Annotated in this window: 7 protein-coding genes; 3 read left to right on the plus strand and 4 right to left on the minus strand. The window is 63.7% G+C overall.

Annotation, left to right across the window (positions count from 1 at the left end; translation table 11 throughout):
- Positions 1-51: 51 nt before the first annotated feature.
- From P3T24_RS14400 to P3T24_RS14415, 4 genes are all read right to left on the minus strand, one after another.
- Positions 52-1,083: a Gfo/Idh/MocA family protein gene (locus P3T24_RS14400; RefSeq protein ID WP_429435503.1), complete on the minus strand. Its 1,032-nt coding sequence runs from the start codon at positions 1,081-1,083 to the stop codon at positions 52-54.
- Positions 1,084-1,167: 84 nt separating this feature from the next.
- Positions 1,168-1,869 carry a FadR/GntR family transcriptional regulator gene (locus P3T24_RS14405; protein ID WP_074264908.1) on the minus strand — a complete coding sequence of 234 codons (702 nt, stop codon included), beginning with the start codon at positions 1,867-1,869 and terminating at the stop codon, positions 1,168-1,170.
- A gap of 334 nt (positions 1,870-2,203) precedes the next feature.
- The gene (locus tag P3T24_RS14410) at positions 2,204-3,727 is read right to left on the minus strand and encodes a mannose-1-phosphate guanylyltransferase/mannose-6-phosphate isomerase (RefSeq protein WP_429436154.1); all 1,524 of its coding nucleotides are present in this window, start codon (positions 3,725-3,727) and stop codon (positions 2,204-2,206) included.
- A 387-nt stretch (positions 3,728-4,114) separates the two neighbouring features.
- A complete protein-coding gene (locus P3T24_RS14415) occupies positions 4,115-4,648 on the minus strand; it encodes a GNAT family N-acetyltransferase (protein WP_429435506.1) in 534 nt (177 codons plus the stop codon).
- A 1,179-nt stretch (positions 4,649-5,827) separates the two neighbouring features.
- Here P3T24_RS14415 and P3T24_RS14420 point away from each other — a divergent pair.
- The 3 genes from P3T24_RS14420 (at position 5,828) to P3T24_RS14430 (ending at position 17,785) form a co-directional block, all read left to right on the plus strand.
- On the plus strand, positions 5,828-6,562 hold the full coding sequence (locus P3T24_RS14420) for a Crp/Fnr family transcriptional regulator (RefSeq protein WP_074264911.1): 735 nt from the start codon (positions 5,828-5,830) through the stop codon (positions 6,560-6,562).
- Positions 6,563-6,790: 228 nt separating this feature from the next.
- Entirely contained in the window at positions 6,791-7,501 is a 711-nt protein-coding gene (locus P3T24_RS14425; protein WP_429435509.1) for a 4'-phosphopantetheinyl transferase family protein, read from the plus strand.
- 330 nt (positions 7,502-7,831) lie between these two features.
- On the plus strand, positions 7,832-17,785 hold the full coding sequence (locus P3T24_RS14430) for an amino acid adenylation domain-containing protein (RefSeq protein ID WP_429435512.1): 9,954 nt from the start codon (positions 7,832-7,834) through the stop codon (positions 17,783-17,785).
- Positions 17,786-17,788: the final 3 nt, after the last annotated feature.

Here is a 17,788-nt window from a genome sequence, read left to right on the forward strand (position 1 = left end):
GCGTCACGGGTGCCCGAAGCGCGGCTCTGCCCACACCGCCCTTCGCGCGGCTCACTCTCCCGCGAAACGCAGTCCTAGCGCGGCCCGCGCCGCGTCGGTCATCGCAATCATCTGCAATGACTTCGCGTGCGGCATCACCGGACTCTCCAGTTGCCCCGCCCGGATCAGCTCGCAGAAATGCGCGGTTTCATAGTTCAGGCCGCCGCCTTCGAACGGCACATCCAGTTCGACGACGCGCCCATCCGCATAGCGGATCGTGGCGCGGGCCGGGTTCCACCAGTTCTCGTGGATCGTGACGTGTCCGCCCGCCGCCAGCAGTAGCGCATCGCCCTTGCCATGCAGGTCGAGCCCGCAGAACAGTTGCGAGATGCCGCGCTCGTGCTGGCTATTGAGGCTCGCAAAAATATCGACGCCGGTCGGCCCGAGCCGGCCGAGCGTCTGCACCTCGAGTGGTGCGCCGAGCCAGTCGACGGCCAGGAACATCTCGTAGATGCCGATGTCGAGCAGCGCGCCGCCCGCGTGTTCGAAGGAAAACGACGGATGATCGGGCGGCACGTTCGCCGCCGAACAGCCGGCCCGCACAAGGCCGATTTCGCCGATGGGGTCGTCAGCCAGATGGGCACGCAAAGCCCGATACAGTGGATAGAAAGGCGGCTTCATCGCCTCCATGAAGAGCCGTCGCGCACCGCGCGCGGCCGTCAGCACGCGTTCGAGCTGGGCGGCATTGATCGTGGCAGGCTTTTCGCACAGCACGTGCAGGCCTGCCTCGAGCGCCGCGATCGCGTAGTCCACGTGGCTGTCCTGCAGCGTGGCGATATAGAGCGCGTCGATACCGCTGGCGAGCAGCGCGTCGAAGCTCGCGCACGCCGTGCCGCCAAACTCCGCGGCAAAAGCCGCCGCCGGTTCGGCGCGGCGCGACCAGAGCGCGGTCAGTTGCGCGGCTTCGACATGCGCGAGGCCCTGGGCAAAGCGGCGGGCGATACGCCCCGTGCCGACGATGCCCCAGCGAATCACGGTGGGGTTCACAGAGGATAAGTGTTCAGGCACGTCCCCTCCGGGGACGGCCTCCAGAGCGTTGTTCATGTGGCGTTCGAGTTCCGGTGCGGTAGAGACCAGGCGCCATTGTCGCCCAGGTCTCCCCGATCGCACGCAACCGCGAACCGCCAACTAAGCCGAAAACGTGCTGCCGATCTCTTCCGCTGTGAAATCGATCAACGCGAGCGAAGCCGCTTCCGCTTCCTTCGCATCGCGCCGCTCGATCGCCGCGACCACGCGCCCGTGGTTCGCCACCACGGTCTCCCACGCGCCCGGCCTGGCCGTCACGATGGGATTGGCAGCCGCCAGCGCACCGCGGATGATCGCAGCCATCTGCTGGAAGAACTGGTTGCCGCTCGCCACCACGATGCGCGTATGCAGCAGCTCGTCGGCCGCCTGATAGCCGGCCTCGCCCGGGCGGATGGTGCGGAACGCGTCGTAGGCATCGCGAATCCCGGCAATATCCGCCGCACTGCCGCGCGCCGCCGCCTGAGCGCACGCACGCGGTTCGATCAGGATGCGAAACTCAATCACATCGCGCAGAAACACCGGATCGGGCTTTGCACGAAAACGCCAACTCACCACATCCTCATCGATCATCCGCCAGTCGCGCATCGGCCTGATGCGCGTGCCTATCTTCGGCCGCACATCGAGCATATCGCGCGCGAGCAGCATCGACAGCGCTTCACGCATCACAGTTCGACTCACATCGAACTCTTTGGACAACACATCCTGCGGTGGCAGCACAGCGCCATATTTTTCTTCGACGATGCCCGTGACGAGCCCGTCCATGACCTTGCTGACCAACGAACGATCCTTGTTTCCCTGTTCCATGACACTCTCCCCGAAAGCGGGTTATCCCCCCGCGTAGCCTGTTGATCAAGCGGCCCTCGTGTGTCGTTTTGTATTGTTTGTTGTTGTATTAATCGATACGGTGCTAGCTTAAAAACAGATGCGCCAGTTGGGAAACGTCCTGACAGGGTTATCCCTCTGAAGAATTGTTTCGTTCATGTAACGCGCTGGCCGAAGAAGCGCGCCAAGCTTGCGTGATAAGCGTGCGCGGGCCTCACAGATTGCATCGTGCGACGACGCACGCAGCGTCGTCGATTGGCGGATCTACAACAGCTTGTGTCCGACAGCGCACAACCTGGCTCCGGTAGCGGACGGTTTAGCGGCCCGAAGCGTCGCTACTCTCATGTGCCGCCTCCGGGGCACGGCCATATTGATCGTCGAAGCGCACGATATCGTCCTCGCCGAGATAGCCGCCCGATTGCACCTCGATGATTTCGAGCGGTGTCTTGCCCGGATTCTCGAGCCGGTGCGTCACGCCGAGCGGAATATAGGTCGACTGGTTCTCCGACATCAGGAAAGTCTCTTCGCCGCGCGTGACGCGTGCCGTGCCGCGCACGACCACCCAATGTTCGGCGCGGTGATGATGCATCTGCAGCGATAGACGGCCGCCCGGGTTCACCACGATACGCTTCACCTGGAAGCGCTCGCCACGGTCGATCGAATCGTAGAAGCCCCACGGCCGCTGGACCTTGCGATGCTCCTGCACTTCCGGGCCGCGCTCGGTCTTGAGGCGGCTGACGATCGCGCGCACGTCCTGGACACGGTCCTTGGCGGCCACCAGCACCGCATCGGCGGTTTCGACCACCACCACGCCCGACAGGCCGACGCATGCGACCAGCCGGCCATCCGAATGCGCGAAACTGTCGCTCGAACCTTCGAACAGCACCCGGCCGCGGCCAACGTTGCCATCGGCGTCCTTGCCCGACGCTTCCCAGACCGCATCCCACGCGCCGACATCGGACCAGCCCGCGACAAGCGGCACGACGACGCCGGCGAGACCCGCCTCGGCACCGACCTGTTCCATCACCGCATAGTCGATAGAATCGGAAGGACAGGCTGCGAAAGCCGACTGATCGAACTGGCGTGCGCCTGTGCTGTCGAGCGACGCCCGCGCAAACGACTCCACGCACGTCGACGCGATCGAGGGACGGCAACGCGCAATGGCAGCGAGCCACACCGACGCGCGCACCACGAAAATGCCGCTATTCCACCAATACCCGCCGCTCTCGACGTAGCGTTCGGCCAGTTCCCGATCCGGCTTCTCCACGAAGCCGTCGATTGCACACGCCCCTTGCAGCCCGACCGGCGCGCCGATCCGGATATAGCCGTAGCCCGTCTCCGCCCGCTCGGGCGGCACGCCCAGCGTCACGATTGCACCCTGCGCGGCATGCAGCACCGCTTGCGCAAGCGCCGCGACGAACGCCTCGTTGTCGGCAATCAGATGATCGGCAGGCACGACGATCAGTACCGGATCCGGGCCGTCGGGCAGATCGGCCTGCGCGGCAAGCGCGGCGAGCGTCAGTGCCGGCGCAGTATTGCGCGGCGACGGTTCGACGAGAACACGCGGCACGCCGCCGCAGCGCTTGAGCCGCTCGAGCGTGGCCAGATGCAGATCGCCGCCGCATACGACGATCGGCGCAGCCCGCACGAAACCCGGTGCACCCTGAGACTGGCGCTCGCCGGCAAACAGGCGCTCGAGCCGATGAACCGTCGACTCGAGCAGCGACTCGTCGCCGAACAGGTTGATCAGCTGCTTGGGGCTTTGCTCGCGCGACAACGGCCACAGCCGCGTGCCCGAGCCGCCCGCGAGAATCACGGGCTGCACGACGCAGTCTTCCATTGCCTCGCGTGCCAGTGCTGGCTGCGCCGCCGGCGATGCAAATTCGTTCAAATTGAAATTGTTCATTCGAGCCTCTCCAATGCACACCCCCAGAGCCCCCGCGACCCTGATTGAATCCGACACAATAGGCGTGATAGTTTGATTGGAGCATGCTCAGGCAGCCCGTCTCTGTTCGTACCCACACACTGCCTCACGGGCCCGGCGGCCTTCGATCTGTCTCTACGGGTTCATAGGCGCCAAAGCCGGAAAGACGTACCGACGCCATTGCCGTTCATGTGGTTATAACGATTAGAATACCGAATTAATTACCATCTTCGCCGACAGATAACCCGCGAATGGATGCCCTCTCCGGCAGCACGCAGCGATTCGGGGCCCACGCCGATGTGCTCACAGATTTTCGAACGTTCCCGCGCCCGACATGATGCTGCGCTCGCGCCGGGCAAAGGCCATCGGCGCCCGGACGTTACGCGTGCGGCACGTCAAACCGACAGATAGCGCGCCATGGTCGAGGAATGGCCCCTCCACCTTGCGAAAGCCGAACTGCTCATAGAAGGCACGCATGCCGACTGGCGCAGTCACTCGCACGAGGATTCCCGGCCAGCGCTCCGCCGTCGCCCATAGAACCCGCTCGATCAGTTCCTCGGCCGTGCCGTCGCCGCGTCTCGCCGGGCTTGTCAAGACCTTGTCGAGCACCACTTGCGGATGCTTTGTATCGACGCGCCGAATCCGCGCATACGCCATGATGGGCATTGCATGAGACATGTCTTCGGCCGCGAAAATGTGCAGCGCGCATTCGTCGCGGCCATCGGCGTCGAGACACAGGTGCGACTGTTCGACGACGAATACGGCGCTGCGTGCGCGCATGATCAGATACAACTCACGTACCGTGCATTGCTCGAATTCGAGCGTCTTCCAGTTCATCGCGCGTCCCCTCCTGCGATTTATTCGACAGGACCTGGTCATTGCCATGCATGCAAGGTACGCCGACGCTCCTTTCGAACTCGGTGCGCAAGCGCACCGACGACAAGACGTCACAAGCAGTCAAATGCGAACAACCGGGAAGGACAGAACGGCCTCGAACTACACCTGATCCATGACACCAGTAAGTCGTTGCAGGCACAACCTCGGCATATCTGCCTCAACGACTCAGGAGTCAAGATTGCATCGAAAATCGCGTGCTTCAACTCGCGCCACGCATCGGCCACACACAAGTCACACATCGTGCAGCGCATGTACGCCGCCGACTGTCGTGGACGACTCGTCGACTTCATCTATGCACATCGCTTCGGCCCGCACACGCATGACGTGATGCACGCGGCACTTCGCAATCCGTCAACTGGACAAGCCTGCTCGCGCATGTTCCATCGTGTCGTTCAACTGTTCATGAACGATTCACCAGGTGCCGTTTAACGCGAACGATACAGATGCCGCACTTGAGCCCGAGGTATGCAGAATTAATACTGAAGCACCGTTTTTTTAGCGCTGACGCGATCCACTGGATCACCTGACTGCCCCACAGCGCGCATGGAACCTCACTCTACGCATTTCGTTGTAGCGAGTTCGAGAAGGTTGCGTCGACATCGAACTGGTCGTCAAAAACCACTTCCGTGCGCCAGCCCACGCAATCCGCTAACCACATGTGAATCATTTCTGAGTCATCTTGGACGGCGGTGTATGGTCCCGCCCAGCTAGCATTTCGGCGTCGATTCGCCTTGCTCCGCCGCCTGTCCGACACGAACTAACGCAATCCGATCAAAGACTTGAGTCAAAAACAAATGCTTCGGGCGCGGCCATGACCAGGGAGGCCCCTGGTACAAAATTGAAACAAAAACGCACATTTTGCAGCGCAAACCCCCATTGACCTCTTCGCTGCGTCGCACCAGTACTCATTCCGGACAAGCTGGCACAGTCCTCGCTAAATGAGAAGCGCAACACCAGCGCCGATGTACACAACCCAAAAATAACGCTGGCGCGCAACAGCCATACGGGGCCCGCACTGCAAATCCATGACCGCTCGCCAGGCGGCAACGCAAGACGGATGCAGGGACGGGTAGAAAAAACAAGGAGCTGCCTCACGCGGCTCCACGCGAGGACCGAATCATGCTTACGCTTCAATCCGATCTGCACGGCAATCATTTGCTTGGCGCACTGCCCTCCCATGAGTGGCAAGCCATCGCCCCTCACCTCGAACTCGTCCATCTGCGCACTGAACAGCTTCTGTGCGATTCCGGACAACGTATTCATCACGTTTATTTTCCGACAACCGCGATCATCTCGATGTTGTCGACGATGGAAGACGGCAGCTCCGTTGAGATCGCCGCAGTTGGACGCGAAGGCATGACGGGCGTTCCGGTATTGACGGGCGGCGAGACCATGCCTAACCGTGTGCAGGTGCAAAGCGCCGGTTTCGCCTATCGCATGACGGCGCAAGCCCTCAGCCAGCAGTTCGCGCGCTCCGACTTTCTGCGCCGCCTGCTGATGCTCTATATGCATGCCCTGCTCACGCAGGTTGCACAGACCGCGGCATGCAACCGCCATCACTCGCTGAACAAACAGTTGTGCCGCTGGCTGCTGATCGAGATCGATCGCGTCGCCTCAAACGAGCTGACGGTCACACAGCAACTGATCGCGGACATGCTCGGCGTACGCCGCGAGGGTATCACCGAAGCCGCGGGCAAGCTGCATGACGACGGCCTGATTCATCACAGCCGTGGCCATATCAAGGTACTCGACCGCAAGGCGCTGGAATCGCGTGCATGCGAATGCTACGGCCTCGTGAAGCGCGAGTTCGACCGGTTGCTGCCGCGTATGCGTCAGGCCGACACGGTCAGCTAAGCCTTCACCTTCGTTCGCGCAGTTGCAGTAATAGAAGAAGCATCGCGCTGCCTTCGAGAGCGTCCTTACGCCAGTTCGTTGAACTCTGGCGGCACGATTCGCGAAAACGCGAATCCCCAAGAGGCGCCGAAGGGCGCGTGATAAAGCCGGCGTCCTCCTGAACGCCGGTTTGCTGTCCTGTGCGCCGCGACGCGTGCGTGTCGCTGCCAGTCGAATCCAGGTTTTTCAATGTCCTCTTCTCTCCTCACACCGCCCTCTGCACAGGAAGTGCATGTCTGGCAGTGGGATCTCGATGTCTGCGGTGACGATTTCGATCGGCACTGGGCCATGCTGTCGACGCAAGAGCGCGAGCGCGCCGACAAGTTCCGCTTCGAACGGCATCGCCGTCGCTATGTGGCAGGTCGAGGCGAACTCAGGGAGCTCCTGAGCCGCTATCTCGGCTTATCGCCGCGACAGGTCGCCCTCGACTATGGTCCCGACGGCAAACCGTTCTGCAACCTCCAGCCTGTCGGATGGACGGTCTGCTTCAACCTCAGCCACAGCGAGAGTGCGGCGGCTCTCGCCATCTCGAACGGCTTCGAGGTCGGCATCGACGTAGAAAACGTTCGCCCGATCGAAGAGTGTGTGCCACTCGAAGTGTTCTCCATACAGGAGTGCGCGGAATTCAGCGCGTTGCCGGATGAAGAACGGCAAGAGGTCTTCTTCGAAAGCTGGGCGCGCAAAGAAGCCTGCCTGAAAGCGCTCGGCACCGGCTTTACCCTGCCCCCGGCCCACTTCGAGTTCGATCTGTCCATTCGCGGCGACACGACACCGCGCTTTGTCGGCGGCGAGGCGGAGGAAGCAACCCAGTGGCGCATCTGTGCCCTGTCACCCAGTTCGACCTGCGCGGGAGCAGTAGCGGCCCGAAGCACGGACTGGTCGATTGTCGAAATGAATTGACGGACGGCGTCTGCTTCAACGTCGTGCGGTCTGTTCTCCCGTCAGATTCCAGGCTTTAGCGCGGGCGCCTGACACGCTCTGAACACGCAATCTCGTCGAGCTGATGTGTTGTTGAATCGCTCGTGTGTGCGAAGGCGTACGGAGAGGTGGTCCGCGAAAGATTAACTTTCACTTACAGCATCTTTCGCGCTTGAGACACGGGTCAGGTGCAGAGAGCCTCGTGCTGCTTGCGCCTGCCGGGACCGGCCGCCGTTATGTGCGCTAGCTGCGCGCTAATGGCCAGGCGTAGCTCAGTACAAGGCCTTCATCTAAATTATTAGAGAGCGGCAAATGTCACACAGAGACAACTATCCAGGCGACTTGCCGAACGGGGCAGGTCATGTACCTGGCGTGGCAGCGTGCTTCGATGTCGTATGTGCAGAGTTTCGCGATCATCTTGCTGTGATCGACGCAACGGGTGAAGAGCGTTATGCCGACCTCGGCGAACGGTCGGCCCGCCTTGCCACCGTCCTGTCCCGCATGGGACTGGAACGAGGCGAGCGCTGCGCCATCATGGTTCCACGCAGTCGCGACACGCTGGCCCTGATGCTGGCGATCCTGCGTGTCGGCGCCGTCTATGTGCCGCTGGATCCGGCCTATCCCCGCGCACAACTCGATTTCATCGTGGCCGATTGCTCGCCCAAGCTCATCATCGCGGAAGGGGCGGCTCTCGCCAGCGTCGGCGACCTGAACGGTGCGGCGGTCGATCTGGCGGATATCGTGACATCGGCGGAGACGGCGGATCCCGCTCCGCTCCAGGCTTGCGGCCGCGACGACCCCGCCTACATCATGTACACCTCCGGCTCCACCGGCAAACCCAAGGGCGTGATCGTGCCGCACCGCGCGATTCTGCGCCTCGTGCATGGCCAGAGCTTCGCTGAGCTGTCGCCGCAGACGCGCTTCCTCAACCTGGCGCCGCTCGCTTTCGATGCCAGTACGCTGGAGATCTGGGGTCCGCTGCTGAACGGCGGGTGCGCTGCGATCATCAACGAGGTTCAGCCCTCGCTCGACACGATCGCCTCTGAGATCGCGCGACTCGGCGCGACCGGCGCCTGGTTCACAGCCGGCCTTTTCAATGCGCTCGCCGACTATCGGCCGGAAGCCTTTCTTCCGCTCAAGGAGGCGCTGACCGGCGGCGACGTGCTGTCGCCCGTCCATATCCGCAAGGTCATGGAGGCGCATCCCGAGCTGCAGATCATCAATGGCTACGGCCCGACCGAGAACACGACCTTCTCCTGCTGCTACCGCATTCCGCGCAGTGGCGAAGCCCTGGCAAATGGCGACGCCATTCCGATCGGCGACGCCATCGCGGGCACGCGCGTCTATATCGTGGACGAGAAGCTCGTGCCGGTTGTCGAAGGAGAAGTCGGTGAGCTCGTCGTGGGCGGTGACGGCGTGGCGCTCGGCTACCTCAATCGCCCCGAACTGAGCGCGGAGAAGTTCGTCGACGACGTCTTCAGCCCCAGCGGCAAGCTCTATCGCACCGGCGACCTGGTGCGCCGGCGCCCGGACGGTGCGATCGATTTCCTGGGTCGCAACGACCGGCAGATCAAGATCGCCGGCAAACGTATCGAGCTCGATGAAATCGAACATGCCCTGCGTGCGGCTCCCGGCGTCGCCGATGCGGCGGTGGCGGCATTCGACGGCCGCAGAGGCAAGTCCATCGCCGGCTTCGTGAAGGCCGACGCGGCGGAGTCTGACGTCTTCCTCGCCGGGCTACGCGCTTACCTCAAGACTGCATTGCCCGACTACATGGTGCCGACGGAGTTGCGTGTCCTGTCGGCCTTTCCTCTTACGCCGAACGGCAAGGTCAACCGCAAAGCGTTGCTCGAGGAGCTCACGCAGGCCGATGCGCATGCTGCCGCATCAGCTGCGGCGCAGCAGGTGGACGACGATATCGCCGGCAAGCTGGCAGCCGTGTTCGAGGGAATTCTCGGCAACCCCGTGGATCGCCGCGCGAACTTCTTCGACCTTGGACTGCGCTCGCTGGATCTGATGCGGGCCCACGCCATCATCGCGCGCGATGTAGCGGCAAAGATGGCGCTAGTGGATCTGTTTCGCCATCCCAATGTCGAGGCGCTGGCCGCGCACCTGCGCACCACCCTCGGAGCGGTAAGGAACGAGGCAATCCGGCAACGCCGGGATGCCCAGGGCGGGGCAATCGCCGTCATCGGCATGTCCGGACGGTTCCCGGGCGCGCGCAATGTCTCCGAGCTGTGGGCCAACATCCTCGCGGGACGCGACTGCATCACCCATTTCGACGTGGCGGAACTGGAAGACAGCTTCGACGAGAACTCGCGCCGCGACGTCAGTTATGTCAAGGCACGGCCGATACTCCCGGACGTCGACCGCTTCGATGCAGGCTTCTTCGGGATGCTTGCGCGCGAGGCAGCGCTGACCGACCCGCAACAGCGCCTGTTCCTCGAGATCGCCTGGGAGGCGTTCGAAGATGCCGGCTACGATCCGGCGACGATCGCTGGCGCCGTCGGCGTATTCGCCGGCACCTCGATGAACACCTACTTCCTCAAGCATGTGCTGACGGACCGTGGCGTCATCGACGAGTTCACGAGCCAGTTCCAGATCGGCGAGTACCAAAAGCTGGTCGGGGCCGGTGATTTCGTCGCCACGCGCACCGCGTACAAGCTGGGTCTCAAGGGACCAGCTCTCTCAGTGCAGACGGCCTGCTCGACCTCGCTGACTGCAATTGGTCTCGCCGTAGAGAACCTGCGCTCGGGCCGCTGTGACATGGCACTGGCCGGCGGTGTGTCGATCACCTTCCCGCAAAAGCGCGGCTACTACTATGAAGAAGGCGGGATGGGCGCGCCCGATGGCGTGTGCCGCCCGTTCGATGCCGAGGCCAAGGGCACGGTATTCGGCAGCGGCGCTGGGGTTGTCCTGCTGAAACGTCTCGAGGACGCGATCGCCGACGAGGATCCGATCTATGCCGTGATCCGTGGTGTCGGCATCAACAACGATGGCTCCGACAAGGTCGGTTTCACGGCGCCTAGCGTCGATGCCCAGGCTCGCGCTATTGCCATCGCGCACGCCGAAGCCGGTGTAGATGCAGCCTCCATTGGCTACATCGAGGCTCATGGTACGGCGACGCCGCTCGGCGACCCGATCGAGTTCGCGGGTCTCGTGCAGGCATTCCGCCTCGGCGGCGTCGAAGGCGGCCAGTTCTGCGCCCTCGGCTCGGCGAAGGCCAATGTCGGCCACCTCGACGCGGCCGCCGGCGTGACGGGCTTCATCGCTGCGTCGCTCGCGCTGCGCGACCGGGTCTTGCCGCCGCTCCTGCATTTCCGTTCAGCCAACCCGGGCATCGATGTCGCTAACAGCCCCTTCTTTTTCAACGTCGGCGCGAACGCCTGGGCTGCCGGCGCGACGCCGCGTCGCGCCGGCGTGAGTTCGTTCGGCGTCGGCGGTACGAATGTGCACGTGGTGCTGGAAGAAGCGCCGCGCCGTGTCGACGCCGCATGTGAGCCGCAAGAAAAGCCACCAGAAGCGCTGCAGATTTTGCCGCTCTCGGCACGGAGCGCGGCAGCGCTCGAACGGGCCAAGGCCAATCTCGCCGGGCATCTGGCCGCCAACCCCGGCGTCTCGCTCACCAACGTGGCCGCGACGCTGCAAATGGGTCGCCGTGACTTCGCGCATCGCGCCGTCGTCATCGCGGACAGCGTCGAGCAAGCGCAGGCCCGGCTCGTCAAAGGAGCGATCGAAGCACAGGCCCCTCAAGCCACGCCTCCGGTTGTGTTCATGTTTCCTGGCCAGGGCGCGCAGTACCCGGGCATGGGACAAGCGCTCTATCGCACCGAGCCGGTCTATCGCCAGTGGATCGACAAGGGTGCCGAAGCGTTGGCTCCGCATGTGGGCCTGGATATCCGCACCCTGCTGTTGAGCGACTCCCCGGAAGGCGACGACACCCCGCATCCCATCCGTTCGACGCTCTACGCGCAGCCGGCCCTGTTCCTGGTCGAATATGCGCTGGCGCAACTGTGGATGTCGCGCGGCATCAAGCCGACGGCCATGATCGGCCATAGCATCGGCGAACTGGTCGCCGCCTGCGTGGCCGAGGCGATCACCTTCGAGGATGCGCTGTACCTGATCGCCAGGCGCGGTGCGCTCATGCAGTCGGCCGAACCGGGCGCGATGCTGGTGGTACGCTTGTCCGAGACGGACCTCGTCCCCCTTCTGCCCGCCGACGTCGATCTGGCCGCAGTCAATGCGCCATCGCTTAGCGTCGTAGCGGGCCCCTTCGCCGCGATCGAGGCTTTCGAAGCCACGCTGAAAGCGGGCGATATCGAGCATCGACGGCTGCATACGTCGCATGCCTTCCACTCGCGCATGATGTCCGGTGTCGTGGACGATCTCGCGAAGCTGGCGGACAGTCTTTCCTTCGCAAGGCCGAAGATCCCGTACGTGTCCTCGGTGACCGGACAGTGGGCGTCGATGGATCAGCCGGTGCCGGGACATTACTGGGCCAGTCATTGCCGCAATGTCGTGCGCTTCAGTGATGCACTGGCCACGGTGACTGCCGAGGGCAAACCGCTGCTTCTGGAAATCGGTCCCGGCCGGACACTGTCGACCTTCGTCATGCAGGGGTTGCCCAAGGACCGGCATCTGGGCGCGATTGCCTCGCTGCCTGATTTCGCCATGCGCGACCGTGAACTCTCAATCCTCGCCGAAGCGACCGGGCGACTGTGGCTGAACGGGGTCACGCCGGACTGGCAAACCGTCCGGGCCGAAGCCGGCCACCGCATTTCGCTACCGACCTATCCGTTCGAACCGGAACGGCATTGGATCGATGCCCCTGCAACCGCTTCTTCACATCACACGACGATGCCCGCCGCGGCGCTCGCCGCTCCAGCTTCGTCCGACGTCATAACCGACATTCCTCAGACCGCCATGGCCCATACTGACCAAATCGACCGCAAACCGCGTCTCATTGCCGAACTGGCATCACTTCTCGCCGAGATGTCCGGCGAGGCGCCGGATACGTCCAATCCGGACGTGACCTTCTGGGATCTCGGTTACGACTCTCTGTTCATGGGACAGGTGTCCCGCCAGCTTCGCCGCCGCTACGATGTCACGATCAGCTTCCGGCAGATCATGAGCGACTACCCGACGCTGCCCGCGCTGGCACAGTTCCTCGACGGCGCATTGCCGCCTGACCCGGAACCGCAGGTCGCGCCGGTCGTGGCCGAGGCCGCGCCCGCCGCAGTGGCAGTTGCCGTTGCAGCGCCGAGCGCGCCCAGCGTGGCCGCACCGGTCACTGTTGTGGCAGCGGCCGCTCCGTTTGCGGCCACCCCGGCCACGGGCGACATTCAATCGGTGTTCCGCGATCAGCTCGCGGCGATGCAGTCGCTGATGTCGCGTCAGCTCGACCTGCTGCAAGGCGCACCGGCAGCCGTCCAGCAGCCTGTAGCAGCAACGGTTGTAGCCACCCAGGCCCCTGCCGCGCCGGCACCGGCCGTGGCTCCGAAGCCAGCCGCAGTGCCCGCGCGGGCCGCTGCCCCCGAGATCAAGTTCGAAGAGAACCGGCCGACGCGCTTCACCGCGTACAAGCCGGGCGCATCCAGCTCGGCGCAGATCACGGATGCGCAGACGGCGTTCATCGCCGACCTGTCGGTTCGCTACTCGGCCAAAACAGCCACCTCCAAGGCTCGTACGCAGACCTATCGTGCGGTGCTTGCCGATCCGCGCACCGCGAGCGGTTTCCGCGAGGAATGGAAGGAACTCGTCTACCCGATCGTCGCCCAGCGTTCCAAAGGTTCGAAGATCTGGGACGTCGACGGCAATGAATATATCGACGTGGTCAACGGCTACGGCCAGACCGCGTTTGGCCATACGCCGGATTTCGTGGTCGAAGCGGTGAACGCGCAGATGGCGGAAGGTTTCGCCATCGGACCGCAGTCGCCGCTTGCGGGCGAGGTCGCCCAGATGTTCGCCGAGATGACCGGACATGAGCGCGTCACCTTCTGCAATACCGGCTCGGAAGCCGTGATGGCGGCAATGCGTCTCGCGCGTACCGTGACGGGCAAGGAGAAGGTCGTCTGCTTCGACGGCGACTATCACGGCCAGTTCGACGAAGTGCTCGTCAAGCCGGGCAGCGAAGCCGGCGTGCCGCGTGCGTTCCCGCTCGCACCCGGCATCCCGCAGAGCTCCGTGGGCAACATGGTCGTGCTGCCCTACGCCAGGTCCGAAAGCCTCGAGTGGATCAAGGCCAACATCGACGATATCGCCGCGGTCCTGATCGAGCCTGTGCAGTCGCGCCATCCCAATCTGCGGCCGAAGGAATTCGTTCAGCAATTGCGCGAGGTCACCGCGGCCAACGAGTCCGCGCTGATCGTCGACGAGGTTGTGACGGGCTTTCGCGTGCACCCGGCCGGCATGCAAGGCTACTGGGGCATCAAGGGCGACATGGCGACGTATGGCAAGGTGGTCGGCGGCGGTCTGCCCGTCGGCGTGCTCGCCGGCAGCGCCCAGTACATGGATGCGCTCGACGGCGGCCAGTGGCAATTCGGCGACGCGTCGGTTCCCGAAGTCCCGCCGACCTTCTTCGCAGGCACCTTCGTGCGCCACCCGGTCGTGCTGGCCGCGATGAAAGCCGTTCTCATGCATCTCAAGGAGGCCGGTCCGACGCTGCAGGAATCGCTCGGTGCACGTATGGAGGGCCTCGTACAGCGCATCAATACGCATCTGGAAAAAGTCGGCATCACCACGCGGGCGGAATCGTTCTCGAGCTGGTTCTATATCAGCTTCGCCGGCGAGGATCGTCTGGGCAGTCTGTTCTATGCCTATATGCGTTACCTCGGCGTGCACATCATGGAAGGCTTCCCCTGCTTCCTGACCACCAGCCATTCGGATGAGGACATCCGCAAGATCGGCGATGCCTTCGTCGAAAGCATTCGCGCACTCCAGAGCGTCGGCATTCTCCGAAGCACGCAGGAAGCCCCGTCTCTCACGGCTCCGGTCGAAGCGAAACAGCTCACGCAGTCGCCGCTCACCGAGCCGCAGAAAGAAATCTGGATGTCGGCCCAGCTCGGCCACGAAGCATCGCTCGCGTTCAATGAGTCCTTCACGCTCGAGCTCATGGGCAACCTGAACGAAGCGGCTTTCGAACGCGCCTTCGCGGCGACGATTGCCCGTCACGATGCGTTGCGCGCTCACTTCTCACGCGTCGGCGATACGATGTTCGTGGATGCAGCGACGACCGTGCCACTGGAAAGAATCGACTTCTCCGGCCACGCCGATGCCGCCGGCGATCTCAAGGCCCTCGTCGATGCGGAAGCGCGTGAGGTGTTCGATCTCACCCGCGCTCCGCTCGTGCGTGCCGCGTTGATCCGTCTGGAAAGCCAGAAGTGGGCGTTCGTGTTCACCGCGCACCACATCGTCTGCGACGGCTGGTCGATCAACATCGTCCTGCGCGATCTGCAAGCGCTCTACTCGGCCGAAATTTCGGGCCAAGCGCCTGAGCTCGACGAAGTGCAGAGCTTTCTCGCCTTTGCCAAGGATCAGGATGAGGCCGGCATCGACAAGGAGACGCGCGAGTTCTGGCTGAACCTTCATCGCGAGCCCGCTCCGCAACTCGACTTGCCCGGCGACCGCGCACGCCCCGAGGTGAAGACCTTCAACGGCGCATCGACGACACGTCATCTGGGTGCCGATCTTCTCAAGCAGGTCAAAACCGCTGCGTCGAAGCAGGGCTGCTCGCTGTTTGCCGCCCTGTTCGGCGCCGCTCAAGTACTGTTCGGCCGTCTGTCCGGCAGGGACGATGTCGTCATCGCCGCACCGATGGCAGGTCAGTCGCAAGCCGGCGAAGCGCTGCTGGTCGGGCACTGCGTCAACTTCCTGCCATTGCGCGTCAGGTTCGATGGCGACAAGCCTTTCGCCGCGCACATGAAGGCGGTGCGCGATCACCTCTTCGACGCTGGCGACCGGCAGAACTACACCTACGGCGCGCTGGTACGCGAGCTCGGTATCAAGCGTGACTTCAACCGGCTTCCGCTGACGGATCTGCAGTTCAATCTGGAGAAGGTCGACGGGCAGCTCGACATGGCCGGCGTCACCACGCGCTTTGCGCCGAACGCAAAGGCCTATAGCAACTTCGATCTGTTCCTGAACATCATCGAATCGGCGCAGGGACTTCGTCTGGATTGCGACTTCAACACCGACGTCTATGACGAGGCGACGATCCAGCGCTGGCTCGGCCACTACGAAACCTTGCTGACGGCGATCGCTCACGATCCCGAAACGCCGGTTGCGGCACTGCCTCTGCTCAACGATGGCGAAATCCGCCACCTGCGCGACGAACTGAACGCCTCCGGCCGTGCCTACGATCTCTCGCAGACGACCGCCGCGCTGATCGCCGCGCAGGCTCGCCAAACGCCCGACGCAGCAGCGGTATCGGACGAGACGACGCGCCTGACGTATGGCGCGCTCGATGCACGCGCCAGCCAGATCGCCCGCAGACTCGTGGCGGCGGGTATCGCACCGCGCGGACGCATCGCCATCGCGATGGACCGCACGGCGATGACCGTGGCCGCCATGATCGGCGTGTGGCGTGCCGGTTGCGCCTACGTGCCGCTCGACATGACGATGCCGCCTGCGCGCCTGCGCCAGATCCTCGACGGTGCCGGCATTGCCGCTATCCTCAGCGATAGCGCAAGCCGCACCGTACTGGAAGCGGGCGAACATCGCGTGCTGGAACTCGAGGCTCTGCTTGCGCAACGCGACGACGCGGCCGTGTCTTTGCCCCTCGTGCCAGATACCGATTCGGCCTACGTGATCTTCACGTCGGGCTCGACCGGCCAGCCCAAGGGCGTGGATATTCCCCATCGCGCCCTGAGCAACTTCCTGTTGTCGATGAAGGAAGCGCCAGGCTTCACGGCTAGCGACCGCATCATCGCGGTTACCACCTTCTCGTTCGATATCTCCGGTCTCGAACTGTTCCTGCCGCTCATCGTCGGTGGACAGACCTTCATTGCAGGTCATGAGGAAGTACGCACCGGCTTCGAGCTGGTGACCCGGCTGAAGGAGCAGGCTGCCACCGCGCTTCAGGCAACCCCGTCGCTCTGGCGCATGTTGCTGGAAGCTGGCTTCAAGGCACCGGAGAACTTCAAGATCCTGTGCGGCGGTGAAGGCTTGCCGCGCGATCTCGCCGACGACCTGCTGGCGACCGGCGCGCAGGTTTGGAACCTCTACGGTCCGACCGAAACGACGATCTGGTCTGCGGCCTCGCGTGTCGTTGCCAACGGACCGGTGGTGATCGGCGCCCCGCTCGCCAATACGCAACTGCATGTGCTGACAGACGAACTGCGTCTGGCGCCGCAAGGTGTCAGCGGCGAACTGTGGATCGGCGGTGAAGGCCTCGCAAAGGGCTATTTCAACCGTACCGATCTCACCGACGCCGCCTTCAGGCAAGTGGCCATCGAGGGCGCTGCGCCGAGCCGGCTCTACCGCACGGGCGACCTCGCGAAACGGCTTGCCGACGGCTCGTTGCAACACCTCGGCCGTCGCGACCAGCAGATCAAGCTGCGCGGTTTCCGCATCGAGATCGAGGATATCGAAGCTGCCCTGCGCAAGGCGCCTGGCGTCGCCGCGGCAGCCGTAGCCCTGCATACGGTCAACGGCAGCCCTCGCCTCGCGGCCTACATCGTCGAGACGGCCTCGGACAAGACCGACCAGGGCGCGGTCGCAGCGCACGTTGCCGCGCAACTGCCGGCCTACATGGTGCCGACTCTGTGGATGACGCTCGACGCGCTGCCGCAGACCAGCAACGGCAAGCTCGACCGTAAAGCGCTGCCGGTGCCGACGGCGGATATGGTGGCGGCGCCTGTGCGTCAATCACACGCTGCGCTCAAGGTGGTTCAGCCTGCCTCCATGCCGGTGGAACCAGCCGCGGTGGAACCGGCGGAGCCCGAACTCATCGTGGTCAAACCCGCAGCGATGACGCCGACCCAGGCTACCCTCGCGGCGATCTGGGCAGACGTGCTCGGCCTGCAGCATGTCGGCATCGACCAGCAGTTCTTCAGCCTCGGCGCAGACAGCCTGCAGCTGTTCCGCATCGTCGCGCGAATGAACGAGCGCGGACTGGGCGTGGATGCCCGTCAGCTCATGAAGAATGTCACGATCGCCGAATTGGCGGCAAGCCTTGACGGCACGCAGGAGAACGAATCGATGGAGGCTCCTGCGGTGAACCGGCCATCGATCCTGAACTTCAAGCGCAAGAACGCGGGGGGGATCTGAGCA

This window comes from Paraburkholderia sp. GAS33, assembly GCF_050436645.1.
GTDB classification, from domain to species: Bacteria; Pseudomonadota; Gammaproteobacteria; order Burkholderiales; family Burkholderiaceae; genus Paraburkholderia; species Paraburkholderia phenazinium_B.